30 protein-coding genes and 1 riboswitch are annotated in these 24,953 nt (G+C 39.5%); of the genes, 6 read left to right on the plus strand and 24 right to left on the minus strand.

All coding sequences use genetic code 11. The features are described 5' to 3' along the window. Positions 1–2 precede the first annotated feature (2 nt). From E2K98_RS06520 to E2K98_RS06530, 3 genes are all read right to left on the minus strand, one after another. Positions 3–413 carry a hypothetical protein gene (locus E2K98_RS06520; protein ID WP_133333450.1) on the minus strand — a complete coding sequence of 137 codons (411 nt, stop codon included), beginning with the start codon at positions 411–413 and terminating at the stop codon, positions 3–5. A gap of 124 nt (positions 414–537) precedes the next feature. Next, positions 538–1,428, minus strand: a complete 891-nt coding sequence (locus tag E2K98_RS06525) for an alpha/beta hydrolase (protein ID WP_133333451.1) — start codon at positions 1,426–1,428, stop codon at positions 538–540. Positions 1,429–1,551: 123 nt separating this feature from the next. Next, complete coding sequence (locus E2K98_RS06530; protein WP_133333452.1) at positions 1,552–2,217, minus strand: YfjL-like protein; 666 nt, start codon at positions 2,215–2,217, stop codon at positions 1,552–1,554. Positions 2,218–2,364: 147 nt separating this feature from the next. On the opposite strand from E2K98_RS06530, the gene E2K98_RS06535 reads away from it, so the two are divergent. After that, positions 2,365–3,657 carry a DUF4309 domain-containing protein gene (locus E2K98_RS06535; RefSeq protein ID WP_133333453.1) on the plus strand — a complete coding sequence of 431 codons (1,293 nt, stop codon included), beginning with the start codon at positions 2,365–2,367 and terminating at the stop codon, positions 3,655–3,657. A 33-nt stretch (positions 3,658–3,690) separates the two neighbouring features. Here E2K98_RS06535 and E2K98_RS06540 read toward each other — a convergent pair whose 3' ends face one another. The 10 genes from E2K98_RS06540 to E2K98_RS06585 all read right to left on the minus strand — a co-directional run bounded on the left by E2K98_RS06540 (position 3,691) and on the right by E2K98_RS06585 (position 10,988). After that, positions 3,691–4,461 carry a TatD family hydrolase gene (locus E2K98_RS06540; RefSeq protein ID WP_235824735.1) on the minus strand — a complete coding sequence of 257 codons (771 nt, stop codon included), beginning with the start codon at positions 4,459–4,461 and terminating at the stop codon, positions 3,691–3,693. Then, positions 4,458–5,204, minus strand: a complete 747-nt coding sequence (locus tag E2K98_RS06545; protein ID WP_133333454.1) for an ABC transporter ATP-binding protein — start codon at positions 5,202–5,204, stop codon at positions 4,458–4,460. The genes E2K98_RS06540 and E2K98_RS06545 overlap by 4 nt, the downstream gene beginning before the upstream one ends. Further along, on the minus strand, positions 5,201–5,968 hold the full coding sequence (locus E2K98_RS06550; RefSeq protein WP_133333455.1) for an ABC transporter permease: 768 nt from the start codon (positions 5,966–5,968) through the stop codon (positions 5,201–5,203). The genes E2K98_RS06545 and E2K98_RS06550 overlap by 4 nt, the downstream gene beginning before the upstream one ends. 1 nt (position 5,969) lies before the next feature. After that, entirely contained in the window at positions 5,970–6,260 is a 291-nt protein-coding gene (locus tag E2K98_RS06555; protein WP_026575339.1) for a thiamine-binding protein, read from the minus strand. A gap of 14 nt (positions 6,261–6,274) precedes the next feature. Then, positions 6,275–7,267, minus strand: coding sequence for an ABC transporter substrate-binding protein (locus tag E2K98_RS06560; protein ID WP_133333456.1), 993 nt, complete (start codon positions 7,265–7,267; stop codon positions 6,275–6,277). 178 nt (positions 7,268–7,445) lie between these two features. Continuing rightward, a riboswitch (TPP riboswitch) is annotated at positions 7,446–7,555 on the minus strand. A gap of 71 nt (positions 7,556–7,626) precedes the next feature. Next, a complete protein-coding gene (copZ, locus tag E2K98_RS06565; RefSeq protein ID WP_026575337.1) occupies positions 7,627–7,833 on the minus strand; it encodes a copper chaperone CopZ in 207 nt (68 codons plus the stop codon). 14 nt (positions 7,834–7,847) lie between these two features. Continuing rightward, positions 7,848–8,195: a metal-sensitive transcriptional regulator gene (locus E2K98_RS06570; RefSeq protein WP_133333457.1), complete on the minus strand. Its 348-nt coding sequence runs from the start codon at positions 8,193–8,195 to the stop codon at positions 7,848–7,850. Between the two features lie 91 nt (positions 8,196–8,286). Beyond that, positions 8,287–9,120 carry a hypothetical protein gene (locus E2K98_RS06575; protein WP_133333458.1) on the minus strand — a complete coding sequence of 278 codons (834 nt, stop codon included), beginning with the start codon at positions 9,118–9,120 and terminating at the stop codon, positions 8,287–8,289. Positions 9,121–9,554: 434 nt separating this feature from the next. Beyond that, positions 9,555–10,304 carry a GTP pyrophosphokinase gene (locus E2K98_RS06580; RefSeq protein ID WP_133333459.1) on the minus strand — a complete coding sequence of 250 codons (750 nt, stop codon included), beginning with the start codon at positions 10,302–10,304 and terminating at the stop codon, positions 9,555–9,557. 18 nt (positions 10,305–10,322) lie between these two features. After that, positions 10,323–10,988, minus strand: a complete 666-nt coding sequence (locus E2K98_RS06585; protein WP_133333460.1) for a TetR/AcrR family transcriptional regulator — start codon at positions 10,986–10,988, stop codon at positions 10,323–10,325. 380 nt (positions 10,989–11,368) lie between these two features. On the opposite strand from E2K98_RS06585, the gene E2K98_RS30820 reads away from it, so the two are divergent. Then, positions 11,369–11,530, plus strand: coding sequence for a hypothetical protein (locus E2K98_RS30820; RefSeq protein WP_165976193.1), 162 nt, complete (start codon positions 11,369–11,371; stop codon positions 11,528–11,530). Between the two features lie 54 nt (positions 11,531–11,584). On the opposite strand, the gene E2K98_RS06590 is transcribed toward E2K98_RS30820, so the two are convergent. Continuing rightward, positions 11,585–12,052: a CBS domain-containing protein gene (locus E2K98_RS06590; protein WP_133333461.1), complete on the minus strand. Its 468-nt coding sequence runs from the start codon at positions 12,050–12,052 to the stop codon at positions 11,585–11,587. 476 nt (positions 12,053–12,528) lie between these two features. Then, a complete protein-coding gene (locus E2K98_RS06600; protein ID WP_133333463.1) occupies positions 12,529–13,119 on the minus strand; it encodes a DNA-3-methyladenine glycosylase I in 591 nt (196 codons plus the stop codon). Between the two features lie 215 nt (positions 13,120–13,334). On the opposite strand from E2K98_RS06600, the gene E2K98_RS06605 reads away from it, so the two are divergent. The 3 genes from E2K98_RS06605 to menC all read left to right on the plus strand — a co-directional run bounded on the left by E2K98_RS06605 (position 13,335) and on the right by menC (position 17,039). Then, positions 13,335–14,180 carry a MurR/RpiR family transcriptional regulator gene (locus tag E2K98_RS06605; RefSeq protein WP_133333464.1) on the plus strand — a complete coding sequence of 282 codons (846 nt, stop codon included), beginning with the start codon at positions 13,335–13,337 and terminating at the stop codon, positions 14,178–14,180. A gap of 176 nt (positions 14,181–14,356) precedes the next feature. Beyond that, on the plus strand, positions 14,357–15,844 hold the full coding sequence (locus tag E2K98_RS06610; protein ID WP_372512654.1) for an amino acid permease: 1,488 nt from the start codon (positions 14,357–14,359) through the stop codon (positions 15,842–15,844). An 85-nt stretch (positions 15,845–15,929) separates the two neighbouring features. After that, positions 15,930–17,039, plus strand: a complete 1,110-nt coding sequence (gene menC, locus E2K98_RS06615) for an o-succinylbenzoate synthase (RefSeq protein ID WP_133333465.1) — start codon at positions 15,930–15,932, stop codon at positions 17,037–17,039. Positions 17,040–17,080: 41 nt separating this feature from the next. Here menC and E2K98_RS06620 read toward each other — a convergent pair whose 3' ends face one another. Further along, positions 17,081–17,578 carry a GNAT family N-acetyltransferase gene (locus tag E2K98_RS06620; RefSeq protein WP_133333466.1) on the minus strand — a complete coding sequence of 166 codons (498 nt, stop codon included), beginning with the start codon at positions 17,576–17,578 and terminating at the stop codon, positions 17,081–17,083. 163 nt (positions 17,579–17,741) lie between these two features. On the opposite strand from E2K98_RS06620, the gene E2K98_RS06625 reads away from it, so the two are divergent. After that, the gene (locus E2K98_RS06625; protein ID WP_133333467.1) at positions 17,742–18,197 is read left to right on the plus strand and encodes a hypothetical protein; all 456 of its coding nucleotides are present in this window, start codon (positions 17,742–17,744) and stop codon (positions 18,195–18,197) included. A 45-nt stretch (positions 18,198–18,242) separates the two neighbouring features. Here E2K98_RS06625 and E2K98_RS06630 read toward each other — a convergent pair whose 3' ends face one another. The 8 genes from E2K98_RS06630 to E2K98_RS06650 form a co-directional block, all read right to left on the minus strand. After that, complete coding sequence (locus tag E2K98_RS06630; protein WP_133333468.1) at positions 18,243–19,181, minus strand: manganese-dependent inorganic pyrophosphatase; 939 nt, start codon at positions 19,179–19,181, stop codon at positions 18,243–18,245. 361 nt (positions 19,182–19,542) lie between these two features. Further along, on the minus strand, positions 19,543–19,665 hold the full coding sequence (locus E2K98_RS31980) for a hypothetical protein (RefSeq protein WP_268884035.1): 123 nt from the start codon (positions 19,663–19,665) through the stop codon (positions 19,543–19,545). Further along, positions 19,647–19,769 carry a hypothetical protein gene (locus tag E2K98_RS31985; protein ID WP_268884036.1) on the minus strand — a complete coding sequence of 41 codons (123 nt, stop codon included), beginning with the start codon at positions 19,767–19,769 and terminating at the stop codon, positions 19,647–19,649. Before E2K98_RS31985 ends, E2K98_RS31980 begins: the two co-directional genes overlap by 19 nt. Before the next feature lie 33 nt (positions 19,770–19,802). Beyond that, positions 19,803–19,925, minus strand: coding sequence for a hypothetical protein (locus E2K98_RS31990; RefSeq protein WP_268884037.1), 123 nt, complete (start codon positions 19,923–19,925; stop codon positions 19,803–19,805). A 245-nt stretch (positions 19,926–20,170) separates the two neighbouring features. Next, positions 20,171–21,379, minus strand: coding sequence for an iron-containing alcohol dehydrogenase (locus E2K98_RS06635; protein ID WP_133333469.1), 1,209 nt, complete (start codon positions 21,377–21,379; stop codon positions 20,171–20,173). Positions 21,380–21,415: 36 nt separating this feature from the next. Beyond that, positions 21,416–22,309 carry a R2-like ligand-binding oxidase gene (locus E2K98_RS06640; protein ID WP_133333470.1) on the minus strand — a complete coding sequence of 298 codons (894 nt, stop codon included), beginning with the start codon at positions 22,307–22,309 and terminating at the stop codon, positions 21,416–21,418. 27 nt (positions 22,310–22,336) lie between these two features. After that, on the minus strand, positions 22,337–23,857 hold the full coding sequence (locus E2K98_RS06645; protein ID WP_133333471.1) for a long-chain-fatty-acid--CoA ligase: 1,521 nt from the start codon (positions 23,855–23,857) through the stop codon (positions 22,337–22,339). A gap of 73 nt (positions 23,858–23,930) precedes the next feature. Beyond that, positions 23,931–24,881: an MBL fold metallo-hydrolase gene (locus E2K98_RS06650; protein WP_133333472.1), complete on the minus strand. Its 951-nt coding sequence runs from the start codon at positions 24,879–24,881 to the stop codon at positions 23,931–23,933. Positions 24,882–24,953 lie beyond the last annotated feature (72 nt).

The raw sequence follows: 24,953 nt of genomic DNA on the forward strand, positions 1-24,953 counted from the left end.
AATCATCGTTTGGCAGCTCCTAACCCAAACCAGTACCCCAAAACCATACCGAATGCAAGGATAACAAAATAAACAAGCCCCGTTGAAATCGCTAAAAAATTTATGACCTGATAATCCCCAGTCGATTGATGCAAAATTGTCCTTTGCACATTAAGCAAAATCGGCTGGTAGATGATTAAGTAGGAAATCAGAACGAGTAAGACCGCAATCCAACTCCTGCCAATAAAATATCTGGTCATTAAAAAGGCAAGGATTCCAAATAGAATTGCTAATCCATACACAAACCAATTAATATATTGCAGCGCTCTTTCCGGTTGATCAAAAAAGGCCAAAATATGTAAACAGAGGATTCTAAATACCCCAAATATTATTGCCATAACCTGTGTTCTAAGCAAAAACTTAATCCAATTCATTCCAAAATACCCCAATTCCACTCCAAATTCCATTAAAACAACTACTGTACGCCCCACACGGACAAATCAACCTAAAAGTCCACGGGCGGTGCCTGTCACTGTATCACTGTATCACACCACAGTGTCAATGCCTTTTAACAAAGTCTCCGATTTCTGCGATGGCTTGTTTTGCTTCGGGGAGAAGGTTTCCGGTTAGCTGCCAGACATGCCACATTCCTTGCCAAATTTTAAAATTCACCGGGACTTGATATCTTTTTGCCTGTGCTGCGAGCATTTCAGCATCGCTAAGTAATAATTCTTCGCTGCCCACTTGAATAAATATTGGTGGAAGACCTGTTAAGTCTGCATATACGGGGGAGATAAACGGGCTTGTTAAGATTTCATCACCAGCATAAACCCGTGCTGCTTTTTTAATGCCATCAGGTGTAAACAGAGGATCTTCTTTTACCTTCTTCCAATAACTTACCCCGCTGCTGGCCAAATCGACCCATGGTGATAGACAAATAATCGAAGCTGGACACCCTATTCCTTCTTCTTTTAATACAAGAGTTAACACAAGACTCAAGCCGCCGCCGGCAGAATCACCGGCCACGAATATGTTACTGGATTCAAATCCCTGCTCTAATAACCATTTATAGATCTTCACGGCATCCTCAATCGCAGCAGGGTATGGATTTTCCGGTGCCAATCGATATTCCGGGAGCAGCACCCTTACGCCTGCTGCCTTCCCAATTTTCCCGGCTAATGCCCGATGGGAGTCCGTTGATCCATATGTATAGGCGCCGCCATGAAAATAGAGCAGTACCTTATCTTCCGCGACAGGCTTATTTGTAAGCCATTCCGCTTCTATTCCCTCTATATACACCTTTTCCACCATACAATTCTTCGGAACCCTTGTCCACATTAATGACGCCCGGTCCATCGTTCTGCGCTTTTCCTCAATACTTGTTCCGACCGTTCTAAGAATTGCTCGGTTCATTATCTTTTTAAAAATAACACTGCGTAAACTTGCCATTTTTGCTCTCCTCTATTACATTCCAGTACTACTCTCCATTTTGTCCATTCCGGACTTTTCTTAAAATCCTCCATCCACAACCAAAAAAGCACACCACTAAAAAAGTGGTATGCCTTTCGCATTCTAATTTTCGACAATCCTGCCATCCTCTGTTATAAAAAAAACTTTGTCATTTTCATTTCGCGCCTTTTCATAATAGGTTACTTGAATAAGTACAGGAAAATGAATCGATTTTAAATGGTGGCTTAGCCTTTTCACTTTTTCAAGTTCTGTGGCTTGTTTCACTTTTTCCCATTTAGTTTTCATATAAATAGTGATTGAGCAGGCTAGCTGGGATGTATAGATTTTTTGATAGGTCGGTATATGGGGACCAAAATATTCCCCTCGATCAACAATTCGCTCGGCGGTAAAAGTTGTTTTGTCCAAGTGGGGGAATAGTCCTTTAATGGTTTTTTTCAGATTACTTGATAACTCACTTTCCCAAAAGACTTTCGGAAATGTATCTGAATATCCGGCAGAAGCATCTTCATCCTCTTCCACCGTAAAGACCAGTTCAGGATGTCCCTTCGGATAGGAATAGGCTTGATACGTTTCACTTAAAAAATTATAATCGATATTTTTTATAATAAATGCATTATGATATTTTTTCGTCAAATAAGTAGTCATATTTTTACTTTGACGATGCTTCTCCCATGGCGTACCATTAAACCCGGAATAGACAAAAAGACTAAGTATGACAATAAGAAATGAAATGATCCATATGAAAACCTTGCTGAATCTTATATGCATCACCCCTATGATTTCAGAATATTTATAATATTTTATTCAATTTTAAAACCCATTATTCCTTCAACCTTTTTTAGAAAAATTGTCTTTTTTATGATATCGTTTAAAAGTAAAATTGAGTTATACAATTCCTAATCAAAGGAGGCACACATGAAAAAATTTCTTCTTTATTTCTTATGCTTGATTTCCCTAACATCCTGCAGTCTTTTTCCAAGAGATAATACAAAGTCTGTGAAAGAACATACTGGTAAAAAAGCTGAAGAGCATCAAATAACTCCTCCTGACGATAAAGAACCAAATCACTCATTGTTAGAAAATACAATGGAACTTGCCCAGGAAGGGAAAGTAGCTACATCTAATTTTGCCGTACACATGAATTCAATAAATGATGTTAAAAAACAATGGGGCCCCGCCGCTAATACCGATCAAATCGGAGGAATTTATTATGCCAATTACCCTGCAAAACACACCGTATTTGGTTATAATGCAAAAAATATTTTGGTAGATATCCGTTCTTACGATGAGCAGCTTCATCAGCTAACTTACCCTCAAATCGTAAAAACTTTAGGCAAACCAGACTATCTTAGAACCAATCAGGACGATCAAATCTATGGCTATAAAATTACGCAACAATTCGAACTACGATTCATTGTTCCGAAAAACACTGAAAAGGTCGATCACATTTCCTTATTAAGTCCAAATGATACTGTCGCAACCACCACTCCTCCCTATATCCTTCCAATAAAAGGAGTATCAAAAAACTTATCGGTGACGGCCTGGCAAAATATGCAGAATTGGCGCAATCAAATGATTCAGGTTGCAAAAAATCATCAAAATTTCGTATTCCTTAATGGTCCGAACAAAAAAAGAGTTGCCCTAACCTTTGATGACGGCCCTGACCTCATGAATACACCAAGCATAATTGAAACACTGGCAAACTACCATTTAAAGGGGAATTTCTTTTTTATCGGGGAGAAAGTAAAAAAGTATCCGGAGGTTGTTCAAAAAGCATACACCAATGGAAATCTTGTGCTAAGCCATAGCTACTTTCATCATGATTTGAGTAAACTCCAGGCTGTGGAAATAAAAACAGATTTGGCTCAAACAGAAGAGGAGATATTTGAGGTAATTGGTAAAAAACCTGCACTGCTTCGTCCACCTTATGGCGCTGTAAATAATACGGTGATCACCACCGCGGCACAAAATGGTTATAAGATTGTCCTATGGTCGATTGATACTCTGGATTGGTCGCAAATGGAAAGCAGTAATATTGAATATAATGTTTTGAAAAATATCCGAAATGGCGACATCATCCTCATGCATTCTGATGATGATAAAGTACAAACAGCTAAAGCCCTGCCACACATCATTGAAGAACTAACTCGAAAAGGCTTTGAAATCGTCGACCTCCAAACATTACTTGGGCAAAAGGCTTACAAATGAAAAGAAGCGTCTCACCTTTTAAGCTGAGACGCTTTAAATTTGATAAAACGAAACCGTATTTTCACGTAATTTTTCAGACACCTCACCAACTGAGAGTCCTTTAATTTTGGCAATCACACGAATCGATTCTTCCATCATATTTGGATGGGTTATCCTCCCTGCAAACGGTCCTTCAAATGGCCATGGTCCATCCGTTTCAACCATCAATTGTTCCAGAGGATAGATTGACACTAATTGTTGGATTTCCGCTTCATACACCACATCCGGTGTTACAGAAATGAAATAGCCGTTTTCAATCATCCTAGCAATCGTCTTTTGGTCTCCCTTAAACCAATGAAAATGTGCCCGATTCCAGGAGTATTTTTCTAAAAGATTACAAACAATGGGGGCTTCTTCATAGACCGCATGAAGAACAATCGGCTTTTTCCATTCTTTCGCCCTTTGTATAAAAATCTCCAATAACGCAATATACTCCGTATACTCTTTCGCAGAAATCTTGCGATCCGCTTTCCTATAATAAGGAAGCCCTACCTCGCCAATTGCAATCATTTCCGTTCGATGCTTCTCCATCCACTGAAAAAGCCTTTCCTGCTCCTCTACAATTGGAAGCGGCTGTTCAGGATGAAATCCAAAGGCAGGTCTAACCTTTTCAAACTCGCTAGCCAACTGAAGATTTCTCTTACAAGATTCAAGATCAAATGAAACCGAAACGAGAGCATCGATCAAACCAGCCTCATCCATGAGGACCTGAATTTCTTTGTCTTTATAATGATCTAGATGAATATGAGCATCGATCATTTTCATCGCATTACCACCTGCCCAGTTAATGTAAAGTGAACCTTGCGTTTCCACTGCAAAAATGGCTCTTCCAGCAGAATGCTCGCATCCCGTGGCCTCGCAAACGGCACTTCCATTTCACTAATTACCTTCGAAGGCTTTTGCGATAACACAAGAATTCGGTCGGAAAGATACAAGGCTTCCTCAATATTATGGGTAATAAACAGAACCGTCCTTTTGTGTGTCTCCCACATAGATAACAGCCATTTTTGCATCTCGAAACGGGTTAATTCGTCCAAAGCTGAAAAAGGTTCATCCAAACAAATCACTGCTTGCGGACTTAACAAAGCACGGATAAAAGCAGCCCGTTGTTTCATTCCACCGGAGAGTTCATGCGGATAAGCTTTTTCATAATCGGCAAGACCGGCAATCTCAAGCATTTCCTTTGCCTTACTGATTTCTTTTTTGCCTTGAAGCTCCTGTCCAAGGACTACATTATCAAGGATGGTCCTCCATGGAAGCAGTGAAGGCGTCTGCGGCATATAACTTATCAAACCGCGCTTTCCGTTAATAACTTTTTTTTCAAGCAGGATTTGACCGTGATCCGGGGCCAGCATCCCACCGATTAAATTAAAAATCGTACTCTTGCCGCTGCCCGAAGGACCTATGATGGAAACAAACTCATCCTTTTTGATAGAAAAATTCATCCCGGTCATGACTTCGTTTGCTCCAAAGCTTTTCCAAACATCTTTCAGCATAAGATGACTCATTTTCCTTCATCCCCTTTCATCTGCCAGCGGACAACCCTTCGTTCCACCACCACAATTATTAGAAAAAATAATAAGCTTAAAAACATAATGGCAAAAATCGCAACAAACACACGGTCGGTGCGGAACGAAGAGGATGCCATTGTCATATAGACGCCAATTCCCTGTTTAGCCCCAAGCCATTCAGAAATAACAGCCCCCATCACACTATAGGTTGCTGAAATTTTCAAACCGGAAAAAACTGATGGCAATGCAAAGGGAAACTCCAGCTTCCAAAAAACCTGCGTTTTCGTAGCACCCGCCATCATCATATAATGTCTGAGCTCTGCGGGAGTCTGCCTGAAGCCGTCCAGTGCTGCAACAGTTATAGGAAAAAAGCAAACTAGGGTGATTACTATCATTTTTGGCAGCAGACCAAAACCAAACCAAATTACTAATAGCGGTGCAAGCACAATGGTCGGGACATTTTGGGATAGAATGAGCAGCGGATAAAAAGAATCTCGTAAAACCGGTATTAAGTAAAGAACCAACGCCACAACTAAGCCAATCACCGCTCCGATTACAAAACCAAATAAAGCAATTTTTGTCGTCGAGAATAAATCCGGATAAAATTCGCTCCAGCCGTGGATGGCTTCAGCAAAAATCTTCGACGGTGCCGGCAGCAGCCACTCCTCAATCTTTGCAGTTTTTACGACAATTTCCCATATCACGAACAAAAGGAGGAGAACCAACAATGGTCTCCACCCTTTTAAAAGCAGTTTCTTCATATTAGCGGTACTTCTCCGTTAATTGATCCATCGTGATTCCTGACGGCTGATACAATACTTTGATTTGAGAAATCACGTTTTTGCTGCCAATCTCCATCATGCGCTCATTCATTTTGGTGATAACACTAAATAAGTGTTCCAACTCACCTTCCATCGTGGTCTCCAAAGGATGAACCTGATATTTTACTCCAGATTCATCAATAATACGGATGGCTTCATCCACATAAGGAATAACATCTTCTCCATCCTTTGTTTTCGGTATAATTTGAATGCTCACTAAGGCATTTGCCATGTGAAACCCCTCCATTATTTTGGTAAAAATTCATTTGTAAATGCTTTTTCGGCATCAAGCTTTTTATCAAGAAGCTTGTGATCGTACATCCAAGAAGCATAGTTTTCCCAAACTGTCTTTTTCTGTAATCCCCACTTTGTTGCATCGTCCTGGTACTTTGGTGATAACCATTTTTGACTTGCTTTGACAAGCTTTGGATCTAAATCCGGCGCCGCTTTGATAAGAATATCTGCTGCTTGATCAGGATTTTTTATCGCAAACTCATACCCTTGTGATGCTGCCTTTAAAAATGCCTTAACGGTATCAGGATTATTTGCAATCATCTTTTCGTTTGTTTCTAACACTGGTGTATAATAGTCAAGTTTCTTAGAATAATCAGTAAGGTAGATCATGTTGATTTTTTGATGGCGAAGCTCTGCCTCTACACCGGTCCAACCGTAATAAATCCAGGCAAAATCAACATCCCTTTTCACAGCCGTGAAAAAATCTGTATCTCCCATATTAATGATCTTTACTTTATTTGCATTGGCATGTTCTTTATCCATTAAAGAAGTAATGACAGACTTTTCAACAGGAGAACCCCATCCACCATATGTTTTTCCTACAAAGTCTTTTGGTGCTTTAATATTTTTGTCAACGGGCGAAGCAAATCCCGATGTATTGTGCTGAATAACCGCGGCAATGGATACAAGCGGAACACCTTGGACACGTGCCTGTGTGACACCCTCCTGATAGCCCACGCCAAAATCCGCTTTTCCAGACGCAACAAGCTGATCAGCACCTGTTTCGCCCGGCTGAATGATATCAACGTCTAAGCCTTGATCCTTGAAATATCCCTTTGCTTTTGCAACATAAAGTCCTGTATGATTCGTGTTAGGTGTCCAGTCAAGAACGACCGTAATCTTTTTAAGCTTTTTGGTATTTTCCTTCGCCGTATCTGTTTCTTTTTTGCTGCTGCACCCGGCAATCAGGAAAACAGTGAGTAGTAATATAAGCCACTTCTTCATTTTTTAAATCCCCCATATGTAAAATTTCCGAAATGTTCGGAATGAATAGTGGAAATAAACTAGAATTCCTTTTGCAGACCGATTTAGCTACTATAAGCATAATAGAACAAAAATTGCCCCAAAACAAATAAAGCACCCGGGTTCTAAGAACCTCGAGTGCATATTGGCAAACAATTTATTTGTTTAAGAATATGTTCCCTCCGCCGGTACTAACCAGATCAGGTTCCAAGGGTCATCGTTTTTAGAACGAACTCTCAACCGGCTACACCGGCTCCCCTACATTTTACAGTATGAAGTTTATTCCCCTACTTATTATAACAGAAGTAATCTATATTGCTAGTATATAATTTTTACTGATCCTACACTACATCATATCCTTGATCATCAATCGTTTCTTTTAGTTTGCTAACCGTAACAACATTTTGATCGAATTCGATATCAACAGTACCTTTATCTAAATGAACCTGTACCTTCTTCACACCTTGAAGCTCTCCGACACTGCCTTCCACTGCCTTTACACAATGGCCGCAGGACATACCCTTAACATTTAACGTAATGCTTTCCATGTTTATAACCCCCGTTATTTTTTCATTAATTTTTGAATCGTTACTAGAACCTCATCAAGAACCTCCATGTCCCCTTCTTGAATTCTTTCAAGTACACAGCTTTTTAAATGTCCCTCTAATAAAATCTTTGCCACACTATTTAGAGCTGATTGGGTTGCGGAAATTTGCGTAATCACATCATCACAGTACGTATCTTTTTCAATCAATCCTTTAATTCCACGAATCTGGCCCTCAATCCGATTGAGACGTGTTACGAGATTATTTTTTACCTTATCTGAATGATGGCTTTTTCTGTGGCTTCCTTCTGAAGCGCAGCACTCATCATCCAAGATTACCTCTTCATTATTATGATCAATAGACATCCGCACGCCCTCCTTTTCATTTTCATATCATACCCCGGTATCGTAATGGATTAGACATAGGCTGACAATCCTATTACATATAAATGGATGATTACTTAATTTTAATTATAAATGGAAATACTCTAACTTTTCCAGCCTGTTTAAATTCTGCCCAAATTTTATAGGTGCCGGGATGGTCAAATTGGGTTTCGAACACGGGTCTTTGTTCATCTTTTGGATGGACATGCAAGTATTGATTTGCATTTTCGTTTAGAATAACAACATGACCGGCAGCACCTAAATACTGCTCAAGTTTGGAGTCATCCAATTGAAACACTAATGTCACAGGAGTCCCGGCTTCAAAAGAACTTACGTTCAACTCCACTTTCTCTCCATCTATTGTTTTTACTAAGGTTTGATCTGGAACTAATGCTGGATGAGTATGGGAAGACACTGGATTACCAACATTAAAAGGAACAGGTTCCACTTTATAATCCAGGTTTTTTGGCTTCACATCAATGAACGCTATATATTTACCTTCTGCTAACGGATAGCGAATTACAAATTTCCCGGGACCTACTTTTTTTGGATGGATGTGATAATACTGATCCAAATGATCATTCACCACAATTAAATGCATCAATTTTTCATGATTAACATCGAGGTCATTAACAGGATTATTTTGCATATCCTTTAGCGTAATTTCTATATTGCCATCTTTATAGCTAAAAGTTGGTTTTACTTCTCCTGCTTCTATACCTGTACTTTCATGATGGTGGCCCGACCCTGACTCATTTTGGGCATGACTTTCACTCGTTAACACCAGTGATTCATGACTCATATCCATCGTTGTCTTAGCTTCCGTCTTAAAATTGGCATCGTATACCCAATAGCCGCCAATAATAGCGAGCAAATAGACTATTGCTGCAAGAGCCCATTTTTTCATTTTATTACTCCCCTTCTATTATTTGGTATTTAATCTAACCTGTCAGCTAAAATTTATTTTAATTTTGGCTCTGTTAAACCTGGTTGTTGATTTCCGCTCCAGGCACAAGCGGTTCGTGGCCGGTTCGGGGAGCCTCCTCGTCGCTTCGCTCCTGCGGGGTCTCCCCTGTCCCGTAATCCCACAGGACACTGAATTGCTTCCTTGAATCAGCCCACGCATGAAGAAAATGCGTTAGCATTTTCGAGAAGTCTTCGTGCCTTCCGCTCCAATCAACGTTGTTCAAAATCAACATTGTCATTTAACAAAGCCTTACAAAATATACTATACCCCCCTATAGTAAAATGTCAAACAAAAAAATAAAATATTTTCCATTTATATTTGGGTAAATTCGCCTTAAAGAGCGATAAAAAAAGCACCTTTTAAAAAAAGTGCTTTTACTTTCGGTCCCCGACCTTTTCCATTAATGTCTCTAACATGGGAATAGAGAATTGATGACCAACAAGATTAAAAATACTTGTCTCTTCTTTTCTTTTATTCTCCTCTTTGATGACCGATATTTCTTTGTGAAGTCGTTCCATTTTTTGATCTAAATGAGTAGCCATGGTTGCAGCTTCCTTTAACTCTACAATCATTTTCTGAGGAACTTCCTCATTATACTTGTAATAAATTTTATGCTCTAAACTTGCCCAAAAATCCATTGCGATCGTTCGGATTTGGACTTCGACATAGACTAATTCCTCCCGGTCAGACATAAAGATTGGTACTTCCAAAATAAGATGCAAGCTTTGATAGCCATTTGGTTTGGGATTTTGAATGTAATCTTTATATTCAACAACTCTAACATCCTTTTGGTTTGCAATCATTTTACTTATTTCATAAATATCAGAGCGAAAGGAACAGGTAATTCTTATTCCCGCAATATCCTTAATATTTTCCTTGATGCTGGCTAACGTAAAATCAAAATCTTTGCGGTAAACCTTTTTTAAAATACTTTCCGGCGATTTTAACCGCGACTTCACATGCTCGATCGGGTTATAGTCATGTATAAAATTAAATTCATCCTGAAGAATACTTATTTTTGTATTCATTTCATCCAAGGCAAACTTATAGGCCATCATAAAACGTGTTAATTCAACCTTTAATTCTTTAATCTCTTTTATATTAAGGAATTGTTCAATTTCCAACCGAAAACTCCCTCTCTCTCAATTCTCTAAATTTTCTTCGTAATTTTCGTCAGTTTGTAATTTTTTCAATACCTCAGGAGGGAAAACCATTCTACAGATTATTTTAGCAGTTTTTTGATATTCCTCGGTATCCCCTGATTCCAACACTTTACCGGTTGTATTCTCAGCAAGCAGCATGATCGACCAAGTAAGTGTGTTTAAATCTAAGTCATTCCAGGTTAGACCCTTCTCACTAGCTTTTTGCAATCCTGCATAGATTCTGCTGTGAATTTTCAATTTTGCAGAAGCTATAACCTTTGAAAGCTCCGGATCCTTTAATATTAATTCAGGTAATACACGATGTAATCCAAGCCGCTGCAATCTATTCCCATGCACTTCAAACAGTTCAGCTAACCTTGTTTCAGGATTCCCGATTACCCAGCTTGGTTCAGGAGGCATCAGTTTTTCAATTTTATCTTCTAATAGCGCCATTAATAATTGACGTTTATCTAAAAAATACCGATAAAAGGTCCCTGTAGCAACCCCTGCTTTGGCGGCAATTTCCTTTGCGGTTGTTTGTTCATAGCCCTTTGAAATAAACAACGCATGCCCACTTTCTAGCAGAGCATTCCTTTTTTGCTGAGCACGCTCTTGTTTTGGAACAAGTGGAAAATCACCAACCAACTGGTCTTCACGGTCTGACATTTTATCACCTCAGATCTAATCATATCATAAATTACAAAAAGGTGAACCTCTGTTCATATTTCCATTGACAGTTTTCTTAAACCATGTAATACTATGAACCATAGTTCATGTTATATCCACTTCTTAGTTGGCACCCCTTGACTAAATGAGATTGGATATAACATGAACATAATTTTTTAAAAATTTCTGGAGTGAACAGGATTTTTGATTTTTTCACCGAATTATTAAAGAAAATTACTGTAGGATTGAAATATCTAGGCACCTGCCGGAAAGATTTTCATATGATGTGAATAATCATAAAATCCCAATACTTCTGTCTAGTGTTTTGTGGTCTTCATCCTATATAATATCACCATACTACCTTGGAAGGTGTGAATAATTTGGCAGCCAATTCTGAACCGAAAAAAATTGACATTAATTCAACCATTTCCTTAAAAGGAATCGTGAAGGCCATCTTTAACGATACCATTCATGTGCAAATTGGTGGAAAGATTATTACCTTACCAAAAGGAGATTTCCTGCTGGACAAATCAATGAATTAAATAAACAATTATTTTTTAAGCCCATCACTTCCCACTGAAGTGATGGGCTTATTTTTAACTCATCTTATCAAATACCGTGTTTTGAACGCAGCGAATCATATCCCCCCTGCTAATGACACCCAGCACATGACTGTATTGATCAATCACCGGCAGCTTTTTAAAATGGTGTTTCGCTAAAAGTTGTACCACCTGTTTCACATCATCCTCAGGTGAAACTGTTACCAAACCATGGGTTTTGGCGATTTTTATGATTTTCAGATTCGCCATCTCTTTAATCTTGCTCTCTAAATTCTGTTCCCAATGATAACTGATAAAAGAAAAATAGTCATTAATTCGGCGGTCAACCGGTTGAATCGCCCTCAAAATATCCCCATCCGTAACAATCCCCTGCAATTTCCCTTCCTTATCCATGATGGGCACACCGCCGATTTTTCTTTCAACCATTATTTTCATTACATCTTTAATTGTGGCGTCGGGACTGGCGGCAATCACACTTGTTATCATAAAGTCCTTTACTTTCATAACGCAGCACCACTTTCTGTTGTATTTATTAATAAACAGCTATGCAACACCTATTATTTGGAACTTTTAATGATTTTATTGCTAAAACATGCCCATATTGGAAGGAAACTGCCATTATTTTATGGATTGACGAGGTGACCTCCTGACACTCTTACTAAGCGCTCGATATGGAGGCATACACTGGTATATCCGCTTTGTGAATACAAATCCATTGATGGTAAGATGTATTTGTTCAATAAAAAACCTAACGGAGGGGAATTTTTATCAATCCATTAGAATTGAATTACACGAGTGAAATGGAAAAAGCCATGCACAAGGCTCATGGAGTTGGCTATCAAGTCTATAGTCAAAAGCATTCAGTGAGAATTAGAGTTGAAAAGCAACGAGAACAGAATTATCGAGAAAGTAAGAGATTGCTTGCAGAAATCACGAATAAACTGTATGCCTACGCTACCTAAATAGAAAAAGGGAACCGGTTAAATTTCACCCGTTCCCTTTTGTGTTTCATGCGTAATCTTCTTATAACAATCACATTTCATTACATGGTCATTGACCATTCCCACAGCCTGCATAAAAGCATAACAAATTGTTGAGCCGACAAATTTAAAGCCACGCTTTTTTAAATCTTTACTAAGTCGATCACTAATTTCGGTAGTGGCAGGTACTTCTGATAAGTCCTTAAAGTGATTTTGAATCGGCTTCCCATCGACAAATGACCAGATATAGGCACTGAACGAGCCAAATTCCTCCACCACATTTAAAAATGCTTTCGCATTCGTTATAACTGCGCGGATTTTTAATTTATTTCTGACGATACCTTCATTGTTTAGCAGCTCATCAATTTTTCGATCATTATAGTCAACAATTTTTTCTGCCTCAAAGTTGTCGAATGCCTTCCGGTAATTGGCTCGTTTCTTTAAAATCGTATACCAGCTTAACCCTGCCTGTGCTCCTTCAAGATTCAAATACTCAAATAGCTGGCGATCATCATAAACCGGCACGCCCCATTCGTGGTCATGATAATCGATATATAATGGATCCTGATTTACCCAGCCGCATCGATTCATTTATTTCCACCTCCTCTTTTTAAAATACCATAAATTAGATTTTTATTAAAAAAGTCCGAAAACTAAAAATAATTCTTCTATTTTTAGCAAAGATATGATAGTTTATTAAGTATTAAAGGATTTCATGCAGCAGAATTAAAAAAATGAAGGATTTAATTCACTGAATTACTACCTTACTAATTCTCTAATCTGCTAAAGTGAGGAAGGAGGATGAGATGAAACAACTTCCGATTAAACTTTTGGTCAAAGAGAAATTCTCCCTTTTATCAGCGGGCCAAAAAAAGGTGGCCAATTATCTAATTGAACATCTTGATGAGTTTGCCTTCAAAACAGCGTATCAAATTGGAAAAAAAACTGGTGTCAGCGAAACCACTGTGATTAGACTTTCTTTTGCACTAGGTTTTGAAGGATTTAGTGACATGCAGACAACGATACAAAATCAACTGCTTCAACAACATCAAGTGGAGCCTTTGGAAAGCAATCAACAAGAAGAAATCAATGATCCCTTTAGAAAGGTAATTGAAAATGAAGTCCATATTTTAAGACATATGCTTAATCCAACGAATATTAATGAGATTTGGAATGCAGTAGATACCCTTATCAAGGCAGATCAAGTATTAATTGCAGGATATTGTCTTTCCCACGCTGCAGCCTACTGGTTTTCCTATAGGCTTAGTACCTTAAGGGAAAACGTCAACCTTTGTTCTCCTAATGGAAATTTTGTCGAGCAATTTTGTAATCTTACAGAAAATTCGGCCGTTGTCGTTTTTTCATTCCCGCGCTATTCAAATGAAACGATTAAAATAGCGGAGTGTGCTGCAAACCACGGTATTCAGATAATCGCGGTTACGGACCGCCTCCTCTCACCCATTGGGCGGATTTCAGATATAGTCGTTACGACAGAAGAGAATGCCGATACTGGAGTGAATTCGATTGCATCCGTCATTAGTTTACTTGACCTGATTATAGAAGGAATCCAGCAAAAAGATCAAAAACGAATCCATTCCCACCAGCAAAAACTAGAAATGCTTTATTCAAGCTTTCATGTTTTTAAAGAATAAATCTTAAAGAAAGTGGTTGAAAATTGAAAGCGATTCCAAAAATTGTCTTTCAATATAAACTACATAAATCAATTAGCATCTAAAGGTGAACTTTTCATTAATCGTAAAAAAATTTTAACCAGGACGTATCCTTGCGTTTCCGGTATAAAAATTTAATAAAATAAAAGAGGTGTTTTATGTCAAATACTGCAAAGAAGTTTCAGACATCAGAACAAATGGGACAAGCTGTTCAACATGAACATTTGGAAAGAAAACTGAAAACCAGACATTTAACGATGATTGCCATGGGTGGAACAATTGGGACCGGTTTGTTTTTAGCAAGCGGCGCGACCATTCATGATGCTGGCCCGGGGGGAGCAATTGCTGCCTATCTAATTGCAGGAATCATGGTATATTTCCTTATGGCCAGCCTTGCCGAAATGGCTGCATTTATTCCTATTTCCGGTTCTTTTAGTACGTATACTGCTAGATTTGTTGACCCAGCTTTAGGTTTCGCGGTTGGTTGGAATTATTGGTATAATAACGCAATTATTCTTGCACTGGAATTATCCGCATCCGCTTTAATTATGAAATACTGGCTTCCTAATGTACCAGGTATTGTTTGGAGTGCGAGCTTCCTAGTTATCATTTTCGGCTTAAATGTTTTATCAGTTAAAGGTTACGGTGAATCAGAATTCTGGTTCTCTATTATCAAAGTTGTAACGATTATTCTTTTCATTGTTGTTGGTTTATTAATGATTTTTGGAATTATGAAAGGTTCTACCGGTGGATTTGAAAACCTTACGAAAGGTGATGCACCATTCCACGGCGGGCTCTTATCCATTTTCAGTGTATTTATGGTCGTAGGTTTTGCCTTTCAAGGAACAGAAATGGTCGGGGTTGCAGCCGGAGAAAGTGAAAACCCTGAGAAAGATATGCCAAGAGCTATTAAACAAATTTTCTGGCGCATTCTTTTATTCTACGTTTTAGCAATTTTCGTTATCGGCTGTTTAATTAGCTATAAGGATCCAAACTTATTAGGCGGCGACTTAGAAAATATTGCTGTCAGTCCTTTTACTCTTGTATTTAAACATGCGGGGTTAGCGTTTGCTGCTGCTGCAATGAACGCTGTCATCCTTACATCCGTTTTATCAGCAGGTAACTCATCCTTATACGTAGGTTCCCGTGTCCTTTGGACATTGGCTGAAGAAGGTAAAGCGCCAGCATTCTTGAAAAAAGTAAATAAGGGCGGTGTACCAGTTAACGCCCTTTACGCTACTACACTTATAGGAATGCTTTGCTTCTTAACCTCCCTTTTCGGAGATGGTACAGTGTATAATTGGCTATTAAATGCTGCAGGTTTAGCCGGTTACCTGTCTTGGTTAGGTATTTCAATTACCCACATGCGCTTCAGAAAAGCGTATAAAGCACAAGGAAAAGATATGAAGGATCTTCCATATGTAGCAAAATGGTTCCCATTAGGACCAATTTTAGCAACAATCCTTTGCTTAGTTGCTACACTTGGGACCAATTATGGTGCGTTTATTGGTGATAAAATCGACTGGTATGGTATACTTGTTTCCTATATTGGATTGCCATTATTTATTGCCGGCTATTTAGGCTATAAATTAGTAAAAAGAACGAAAATGGTTCCACTAAAAGAGGCAGATTTCAGTAGAGAATAATTTTTTCCCCTAACGCCTTGTTATTGCAAGGCGTTAGCCTTTTTTACATACTAAGCATAATGAAGGAAAGGAGAATGAAAAAGCTATGAAAATAAAAGAAATCACTTTAAGGCATTTAAAAATGGATTTACTTTATCCTTTTGTCACCAGCTTCGGAGAAGAAAAAGATCGGGATTTTATTCTTGTCGAAGTGAAAAACGAGGATGGTCTAACCGGGTGGGCCGAAAATGTCGCCATGCCTACCCCCTACTATAATGAGGAAACAGTAAAAACGAATTGGCATATGCTTGAGGATTTTTTAATGCCGCTTTTATTAAATCGTGAGTTCAGTCATCCCAATGAGATCTCTGAAAAACTCTTTGCTCATATTCGCGGAAATTACATGGCAAAGGCTAGTTTGGAAATGGCTGCATGGGATTTATATGCCAGGGAACAAAACATTTCTCTTGCAAGTGCTCTTGGCGGAACGAAGAAAACTATTGATGTCGGTGTCAGTATTGGCATTAAAGACTCCATTGAAGATACTCTAAAGGTGATTGATCAGCGCCGCTTGGAAGGCTATAAACGCTTCAAATTAAAAATTAAGCCAGGCTGGGACGTTGAATTAATTGACAAGGTTCGCAAGGTATATCCAGATATCCCGCTAATGGCGGATGCAAATTCGGCCTACACTTTAAACGATATGGACCTGTTAACCGCACTGGATGACTATAACTTAATGATGATTGAACAGCCCTTAGCCTATAATGATATTATTGATCATGCGGAGCTTCAAGCAAAATTAAAAACACCGATTTGCCTGGACGAGAGCATCCATTCATTAGCAGATACACAAAAGGCATTAAAGCTTGGAAGCTGTAAAATTATCAATATCAAAGTGGGCCGGGTTGGAGGATTGACCGAAGCAAAGAAAATCCATGATTATTGTATGGCACATAATGTACCAGTATGGTGTGGCGGGATGCTTGAGTCAGGAATTGGCAGGGCTCATAATATCGCTTTGACTTCCCTGCCAAACTTTACACTGCCTGGAGACACAGCAGGTTCTGCACTTTACTGGGCAGAAGATATTATTGAACCAGAGGTTATCGCCGAAAGTGGTACCATCACGGTTCCGGACGGTCCTGGAATGGGCTATAAGCCAAGTATGGAAAAAATCGATAGCTTTACTTTATATAGTAAGACATATCGTTGATTGAAAAATGCCAGGATTTTGATTGATCCTGGCTTTTTCTATTATAAAAACAACACCATATATTCCTCATCATAATACGTTTGATCAATTTTTTCCGATCGTTTCTCAAGGCCAAAAGTCTCAAACCCGTATAAATGATAAAGCTTTTTTGCAGATTCATTGGTGGATACAACAGTTAGAGTAATTTGCTCAACACCGCCCATTTGTTTTGCTTTTTCAATGGCTGCCTTCATTAATCGTTTCCCTACTCCCATTTTCCGTATTTTAGGGGAAACGTACATGGCAAAAATAGTGGCTTTATGCCTTGTTTTTCGCTTAGTTTCCCTTACGAGTGTTACAACCCCACACAGCTTGTCATTATCAAATGCTCCATAAGTAAAAACATTTTCGGATTTCAATCGATCTGCATAGGTTTCAAGGGAGTATTCCTTTTCTTCCTCATAGCTTGAAGCAAAGGCTTCAGGATCTTTTTGTAACGCTTCTAAGCGCAGATTCTGATATTGCCCTGCATCCATAGAATTTAATTGTCTGATTTCCATCATTACCCTCCTTCGTGAATTGACTTTATATTTATTGTCAATTTCTAATAAATTCGCTATCTGTTTCCTTTCTCCTTCGGCAAGAATGGAAAAACCATCGTCCCACTCTGTAATTTAATGCATAGAATAACACAAAAAATACTGGAGGGGAGGAGGTATAATCATGGGTTTATATTTTGATCATAACAAGTTCCCTGAGCTTTATAAAAACACTGAGTCCATCCAGGAACCCAATCAACAATTTTCCCGAAATGATGCATTAGCTGATCTTTTAGAAGAACAGAAAAAAGAATTGGAAAGAATGTTCAACCATGTAATGAAAACAATGGATGAAAAAAATGTCAATTTACGTACTGATATTGAACATGATGAGCAGATGATGATGGATATGCTTAATCAAGTATTGACTCGACTTGATCGCCAGGAAGCATTAACAGAGAAAATACTGCGCCAAATAAACCATATTCGTTCAATACTGTTTGAAAGAACCAATTACTTGGCGACAAAAATTGAGGATGGTTATAAGGTCACCTCAACTTATGTGTACAAATTAATGACTGGCTCTGAACAGCCGCTTACATTCTTATTAAGAAATGATAAAAAGGAAGAGAGTAAATGAAGATTCAATAAAAAACCCATCATGTTCACATGATGGGTTTTCTTCTTAAAATTCGCCTTTGTTAAAAATATCTGTTAAAACAGGGACGATTTGCTTTTTACGGGAAACAACGCCCTTTAATACAGCTGTATTATCAGAAAGCGTTACATTATAAGCTTTTTCAACCGCACTTGCTTTGCTTCCGATCGCTAGTCCAACTGAATCGTTTGTTAGTATATCTGTAACAACAAACAAGAACAGATCTAAGTTCTTTTCAGCAACAATTTTTGAAATCGCTGCTTCTAATTCCTCTTTACGTGAAAGGACTTCGTCTGTATCAACTGCATTGACTTGTGCAATTTCTACTTTGCTAGAACCCATTTCGAATTCTTTTGCGTCAAGTGAAATAAGTTGTTCAGTGGTTTTGTCGCTTAAATCGGCACCGGCTTTTAACATTTCTAAACCATACGTATCGGCATCTACGCCAGCGATTTCAGCCAATTCACGTGCTGCAGCAACGTCTTGTTCTGTGCAGGTTGGTGATTTGAATAATAGAGAGTCAGAAATGATAGCAGAAAGCATAAGACCTGCAACTTCTTTGCTGATTTGTTTGCCGTTTTCTTTGTACATTTTGTTTAAAATGGTTGCGGTACATCCGACTGGTTCGCAGCGATAGTATAATGGGTCGCTTGTTTCAAAGTTAGCGATGCGGTGATGGTCAATTACTTCTAGTACACGAACATCGGTAATATCGTTAGCACTTTGCTGGCGTTCGTTGTGGTCAACAAGGATGACTGAATTTACTTCACTTGCAACCGTTTCTACTAAGCGAGGTGCTTCAGCGTTGAAATAGTTTAAAGCATATTGAGTTTCGCCATTAATTTCACCTAAGCGGACTGGTTCAACATCCTGTCCTAGTTGTTTCTTTAGGTCTGCATATGCTATTGCTGAGCAAATTGTGTCTGTGTCGGGATTTTTGTGCCCGAAAATCAAAACTTTTTCCATCTGAATTACTCCTTAACTAAATAAAATATACGGACAAGCCCCTTGGGGGATGACCCTAACGAAAATTATATAATATTCTGAAGGAAGATACAAAATAAATCTGACTGTTTTACTAAGATTAATGGAGTTTCTTCATTAGGCGGTCTTCATCGACCTTATGTAGACCTCTTTCATGGTTCACTCCTCCAGTTTTGGGCTTCATCGACCTTATGTAGACCATTTTCATGACTCTACCTCCACTTGTGGCCTTCATCGACCTTATGTAGACCATTTCCATGGCTCTCTCCTCCACTTTTGGCCTTCATCGACCTTATGTAGACCATTTCCATGACTCTACCTCCACTTTTGGCCTTCATCGACCTTATGTAGACCATTTCCATGACTCTCTCCTCCACTTTTGGTCTTCATCGACCTTATGTAGACCATTTCCATGACTCTCTCCTCCGCTTTTGGCCTTCATCGACCTTATGTAGACCATTCCCATGGATCTCCCCTCCAGTTTTGGCCTTCATCGACCTTATGTAGACCATTTCCATGGCTCTCTCCTCCACTTTTGGCCTTCATCGACCTTATGTAGACCATTTCCATGGCTCTCTCCTCCAGTTTTGGCCTTCATCGACCTTATGAAGACCATTCCCATGGATCTCCCCTCCAGTTTTGGCCTTCATCGACCTTATGTAGACCATTTCCATGACTCTCTCCTCCGCTTTTGGCCTTCATCGACCTTATGAAGACCATTTCCATGACTCTCTCCTCCGCTTTTGGCCTTCATCGACCTTATTAAGACCATTCCCATGGATCTCCCCTCCACTTGTGGCCTTCATCGACCTTATTAAGACCATTCCCATGGATCTCTCCTCCACTTTTGGCCTTCATCGACCTTATGTAGACCATTTCCATAGCTCACTCCTCCAGTTTTTGCCTTCATCGCTGTATAACAAAAATGCACACAGCATCAAAGTACGCCATGTGCATTCCACAAGATCAATCTACTTCACACCTATCGGGACCACTTTCTGTCCAATCGCGGCTATTAATTCTTTCGACATTGGGAAGCTCGCAGCGGCTGGATCCTTCATCACCGCGGGAATGGTTTGCTTTAGAGCCTCTTCAGAAATCTGGTAATCTTTAAAATCAGCCGGAAGACCAACCTTATGCTGCATCACCCTAATTTTCTCGACAACCTTAGCCAAGGACGCTTCTGCAGAATCCCCCTTCACATCCACTCGTAATGCCTCTGCGAGCTCAGCCACTTTTGGTAAATACAACTGTGGAATATACTCCATCACCACCGGTAAAAACACTGCGTTGGCCAATCCATGTGGAATTCTGAACAGTGCCCCGTAAGCATGTGCCAAATTATGGACCGGAATTGCATTCAAAGCGAAACTAAATGCGGTAATTCCCATTAAGCTTGCATGAAGTAAATTCATTCTTGCCTCAATATTCCCGCCATCTGCAACAGCAACAGGAAGATTTTTTTCAATTAAGCGAATCGCATGAAGTGCCTGTGCATCCGTTAAGGCCGTTGCAGTTGGTGAGACAAGCGCCTCAATGGCATGTGTTAATGCATCAAACCCGGTAAAGGCAGTAATAGCTGCTGGCAGCCCGACCGTTAAATCGGGATCCAAAATTGCCATGTCTGCATTAATAAATGGATGGATAATATTGGTCTTCATTTGAATGTCTTCATTAAAAATAACCGCAATCGGTGAAACCTCGGAACCTGTACCTGCCGTCGTCGGTATTGCAATATGTGGAATGGGAATGAAGCCGGCCTTCGGAAACGATTCATACAAAAGCCCTCCGGGAATCGCTTCCTTAATATCCGCTAACCCTTTATGCATCGCATATTTTACCCCTTTTACCGTATCCATTACGCTTCCACCGCCGACAGCTAATAACGCATCTGCGCCAACCTCTCTTGTATACTGCACAGCTTTATTGATACAGTGACTTTCTGCGTCTTGAGCAATATCAAGGAAGGTGCCAACAAGCTCCGGACCGCTTCCATGTCCGGTTAATTTAAAAATATCAGCAACTTTTTCAACCACGCCCGCTTTTTCTAATCCTCTATCGCTAAAAAGTACAACCCTTTTCGCACCTAGTCCGTTCAACAAGCCTGGTACAAGAGCCCGGGAATTGGACCCGCTGTAAATCCGTGTCCGGAGCATAAACTGTGATAAAGTCGTTTTCATTTCAAAAAGCCCCCTATTTATTATATTTTTTAAAATCTATAAAACTCCAAGCTCACTCTCCGTAAATCTATAAATCTCTTCTATTTTCTTGCCTTTTGCTCTAGCAAGGATTTCCATCCGGACCGACAGTTGTTTCATTGTAAAATTCATGATGTCTTCGGGATCTCCACCAAAAGAACTAACCTTCCTTCCTCCTATCCCTTCTTGATTTAACCGAATTGCGAGTGGAGTTAACTCAGCCATTTTATGAGCAACAAATTGAAAGAGATGTGGATGTTCACAAATTAACCGCTGCAAAAGGAAGGTACCGTAGCCTATATGTCTCGACTCATCCTTTTTTAAGTTTCCTACTCCTTCCAAAAGACCGGGCATAATTCCTGCCGTTTCAAGTGCATTATAAAAGGAAAAATATCCAGTTTCCGCCAGAACTCCTTCAACAAACATATTGTAGACAACAGAAGCTTCAGCAATTGACTCCGGAGATTGGTCATCGACCAAGCGTTCCATGGTGGTAGGTAGGATTTCATAAAAAATAGTTTTATAGGTTTCCGTGTGAAAATGCGAAAGATCCCCTTTCTCACCGATTGCATTCAACACCAGCCGGAAAAATTCTGTATGCTTTGCTTCCTCATATAAAAAGGTGGTTAAAAACATTTCTTCCTCAAGGCGGCCTTCTTTTGCAATCGCCATGATGAGCGGTAAAAGGTCAAGCGTTACCGCTTCCTCTCCTGCCTGAAACTGGGAGATGAGACGTAAAATATCCTCTTTTTGCTCACTATTCATGTTTTTCCAGTCTTTTTGGTCCTGAGTGAAATCTATATCTGCCGGATTCCAGGTCCCGAGCCTTTTTGCCTTTTGGTATAAGCGAAAAGGAAATGAATCCTCTAGTAATCCCCTGCTGCTCGTCGTTAACATTTTTCTACTCTCCATCAAACAAACTCCCTTCGTTTAGAAGATTTAAGGAATAAAATTTTCTATCGCTTCTTTTCGTAGTTGTGTTTTAAGAATTTTACCAACACCATTACGCGGCAATGACTTAAGAAAGATAATTTTTCGAGGAGTTTTATTTTTCGCTAAGTGTAGTTGGCAATGGCGGATTAATTCATATTCAGATACTCTTGAACCCTGCTTTTTTACTACACAGGCGACCATTTCCTCCCCCATCCGCTCGTCCGGCACACCTACAACTGCGGCTTCATAAACCTCAACATGAGCATTAAGAATTTCTTCCACATCTCTCGGATAGATATTAAAGCCACCACGGATAATTAAATCCTTTTTTCGGTCCACTATATATACGTATCCTTCATCATCGACCCGGGCCATATCACCGGTATAAAACCATTTATCTTTTAATACCTGCATCGTTTCCTCGGGATTCTGAAAATAACCTGGGGTAACATTATCGCCGCAGACAATCAATTCGCCTACCTCACCAATTGGGAGCTCTACTCCAAGGTCATCGACAATTTTAACTTCCACTCCTGGAATCGGTACCCCGACCGAACCTGGTTTAATGGGAACGCCCTTTCGATGAGCCGTTACCACAGGTGCAGCTTCCGATAACCCGTAACCTTCATAAACAGGTGCAGAGAATTTTTCAGCAAAGGCATTTAGCAATGCGACAGGTAGTGGAGCAGAACCCGAGCCAACCGATTCAAGACTAGATGTATCGTAGCTTCTTGCTTCGGGAAAGGACACCATGGCATGAATCATAGCCGGAACGGCTGAAAAGGTTTTTACTTTATATTGTTCAATCGCTTTAAAGACCTTTTTTACATCGAATTGAGAAAAGACAGCAACCGAACTGCCTGTTAAAAAACAGACATTGGAAACGGTCAGACCATACACATGAGCAAGCGGAAGTACACCTAGTGTTGTCCCGCGTTTAGTACCACTGTGTGTAGCTGAATTCAAGGCATTGGAGTATAAGTTTTTATGGGTTAGCAAAACGCCTTTTGGATTGCCTGTTGTTCCGGATGTATAGAGGATGACGGCTGTATCTTCTTCATTTGAGTTTTGTCCGAAATGATCTTGATTGAGATTGTCCATTACATCGTAGAAGTTTACTAGATTCGTATTTGAAGGCAGGTCTGTTGCTATAATGATGGGTTTTACAGGAAGATCTTTAAGTGCTTTTTCTACTTTTTCTAAAACAGATGATGAGGTAATCACAGCCTTGACACCGGAATTGTGGGCAATATATTGAATTTCTTTTGAATGAAGGGTAAACATGATGGGAACAATAATTGCTCCTGCACGCGAGATTCCTTGGTAGGCAAAAACAACTTCTGGGCAATTGGGCATAACGACAATCACCCGGTCCCCTTTTGCGATGCCTTTTTTCAATAATCCCGCGGCAAAGCTATCCGCAAAATTCTTTGTTTCTACATTGGTGTATTGCTTTTCATTAAAATACAAAAAAGGATATTCCCCGAACTGAGATATATTTGTTTCGAGCAGCTCCCTAAGCTCCACAACATCCATCCTTTCTTAAAAAAGTTGAAAAGAACAACACTGAACACAGAAGTGGAGTTTGCACACTTCTGTGTCAGTAATTATTTAAATGGTAGTATATTACGGATCCACGCTTTTCCCAGACTACTTGGTTTCTTTCCTCTAGCAAATCCAGGTGCCCTTGGATTTGTGATAGCCCTAAAAATACTGTTCTTTCTTGCAGCTGCGGGTACATTTTTAAACAGATCTCAAAAATGGTTTTATCTCCGTCTTGGAGATAGTTAATAATCTGCCTGCAGCGATTCTCTTGTTCTAGCAACCTTAGTTCAATTTTTGAAAGATGATCTTCAAAAGGTTCTCCATGACCGGGATAAATCATTTTTATTGGTAATTTACTGATTTTCTCTAATGAATTACGATATTGTAATAGCGGTTTCGGGCGCTTATCCCCACTGTTAATGGGGGGTTCGATAAAGGCATTAACGGAAAAAGCCTTTAATAAATGGTCTCCTATGATTGTATCGCCTGTATCATGATTCCAAAGCAAAATGTCGCACTGACTGTGCCCCGGAACAAATATAACTTCAAAATCCACTCCGCCTAATGGAACAATATCCCCTTCTCTAAGGTAAGAAACATTCCTCCAATTTTCCTCTTTATAGCTTCGCTGGATGATATTTTTTTTAGAGTCTGCCCCGCATTCTTCCATGAATGTACGGTAAAATCCCTCATTTTCTTGGAATTGTTTGATTCCCATATTAAATGGGCCCCGTGCATTTTCATGAACATAAATAGGAATATCAGCTTCTTTCAAAATAAGTGGAATCCCGCCGGCATGGTCCGTATGGATATGCGTTAAAACAATATGATCCAAATCGCTAAAAGTAATGCCCTCGTTCTCCACTAAAGATTTCAAACGTTGAAAAGAATTAACACCGGGATCCCCCGTATCAACTAAGGTGACAGACTTTCCAATAACCAAAAAGGAGTTAACCGTCCCCTCGGCAAAAAGGGTTTTAAGTTCAAGAGGGACAATTCTAACCAATCCGGCCCACTCCCTTCTTAAATAATTTTTAAATCAAAGAATTTAAGCAAGCCTGCTGCATTTAAATCTATA

The organism is Bacillus salipaludis, assembly GCF_004358205.1.

What these genes read in the sequence shown, in the direction of transcription:
- E2K98_RS06575 (WP_133333458.1), bottom strand. Translation starts at nt 9,120, where the DNA reads ATGAAAAAATGGGCTCTTGCAGCAATAGTCTATTTGCTCGCTATTATT.
- E2K98_RS06600 (WP_133333463.1), bottom strand. Translation starts at nt 13,119, where the DNA reads ATGAATCGATGCGGCTGGGTAAATCAGGATCCATTATATATCGATTAT.
- E2K98_RS06625 (WP_133333467.1), top strand. Translation starts at nt 17,742, where the DNA reads ATGGGTTTATATTTTGATCATAACAAGTTCCCTGAGCTTTATAAAAAC.
- E2K98_RS31990 (WP_268884037.1), bottom strand. Translation starts at nt 19,925, where the DNA reads ATGGAAATGGTCTTCATAAGGTCGATGAAGGCCAAAAGCGGAGGAGAG.
- E2K98_RS06530 (WP_133333452.1), bottom strand. Translation starts at nt 2,217, where the DNA reads ATGCATATAAGATTCAGCAAGGTTTTCATATGGATCATTTCATTTCTT.
- E2K98_RS06640 (WP_133333470.1), bottom strand. Translation starts at nt 22,309, where the DNA reads ATGGAGAGTAGAAAAATGTTAACGACGAGCAGCAGGGGATTACTAGAG.
- copZ (WP_026575337.1), bottom strand. Translation starts at nt 7,833, where the DNA reads ATGGAAAGCATTACGTTAAATGTTAAGGGTATGTCCTGCGGCCATTGT.
- E2K98_RS31985 (WP_268884036.1), bottom strand. Translation starts at nt 19,769, where the DNA reads ATGGAAATGGTCTACATAAGGTCGATGAAGGCCAAAAGTGGAGGAGAG.
- E2K98_RS06590 (WP_133333461.1), bottom strand. Translation starts at nt 12,052, where the DNA reads ATGAAAGTAAAGGACTTTATGATAACAAGTGTGATTGCCGCCAGTCCC.
- E2K98_RS06520 (WP_133333450.1), bottom strand. Translation starts at nt 413, where the DNA reads ATGAATTGGATTAAGTTTTTGCTTAGAACACAGGTTATGGCAATAATA.
- E2K98_RS06605 (WP_133333464.1), top strand. Translation starts at nt 13,335, where the DNA reads ATGAAACAACTTCCGATTAAACTTTTGGTCAAAGAGAAATTCTCCCTT.
- menC (WP_133333465.1), top strand. Translation starts at nt 15,930, where the DNA reads ATGAAAATAAAAGAAATCACTTTAAGGCATTTAAAAATGGATTTACTT.
- E2K98_RS06550 (WP_133333455.1), bottom strand. Translation starts at nt 5,968, where the DNA reads ATGAAGAAACTGCTTTTAAAAGGGTGGAGACCATTGTTGGTTCTCCTC.
- E2K98_RS06535 (WP_133333453.1), top strand. Translation starts at nt 2,365, where the DNA reads ATGAAAAAATTTCTTCTTTATTTCTTATGCTTGATTTCCCTAACATCC.
- E2K98_RS06585 (WP_133333460.1), bottom strand. Translation starts at nt 10,988, where the DNA reads ATGTCAGACCGTGAAGACCAGTTGGTTGGTGATTTTCCACTTGTTCCA.
- E2K98_RS31980 (WP_268884035.1), bottom strand. Translation starts at nt 19,665, where the DNA reads ATGGGAATGGTCTACATAAGGTCGATGAAGGCCAAAAGCGGAGGAGAG.
- E2K98_RS06525 (WP_133333451.1), bottom strand. Translation starts at nt 1,428, where the DNA reads ATGGCAAGTTTACGCAGTGTTATTTTTAAAAAGATAATGAACCGAGCA.
- E2K98_RS06630 (WP_133333468.1), bottom strand. Translation starts at nt 19,181, where the DNA reads ATGGAAAAAGTTTTGATTTTCGGGCACAAAAATCCCGACACAGACACA.
- E2K98_RS06635 (WP_133333469.1), bottom strand. Translation starts at nt 21,379, where the DNA reads ATGAAAACGACTTTATCACAGTTTATGCTCCGGACACGGATTTACAGC.
- E2K98_RS06570 (WP_133333457.1), bottom strand. Translation starts at nt 8,195, where the DNA reads ATGTCTATTGATCATAATAATGAAGAGGTAATCTTGGATGATGAGTGC.
- E2K98_RS06560 (WP_133333456.1), bottom strand. Translation starts at nt 7,267, where the DNA reads ATGAAGAAGTGGCTTATATTACTACTCACTGTTTTCCTGATTGCCGGG.
- E2K98_RS06545 (WP_133333454.1), bottom strand. Translation starts at nt 5,204, where the DNA reads ATGAGTCATCTTATGCTGAAAGATGTTTGGAAAAGCTTTGGAGCAAAC.
- E2K98_RS06610 (WP_372512654.1), top strand. Translation starts at nt 14,357, where the DNA reads ATGTCAAATACTGCAAAGAAGTTTCAGACATCAGAACAAATGGGACAA.
- E2K98_RS06555 (WP_026575339.1), bottom strand. Translation starts at nt 6,260, where the DNA reads ATGGCAAATGCCTTAGTGAGCATTCAAATTATACCGAAAACAAAGGAT.
- E2K98_RS06540 (WP_235824735.1), bottom strand. Translation starts at nt 4,461, where the DNA reads ATGAAAATGATCGATGCTCATATTCATCTAGATCATTATAAAGACAAA.
- E2K98_RS06620 (WP_133333466.1), bottom strand. Translation starts at nt 17,578, where the DNA reads ATGGAAATCAGACAATTAAATTCTATGGATGCAGGGCAATATCAGAAT.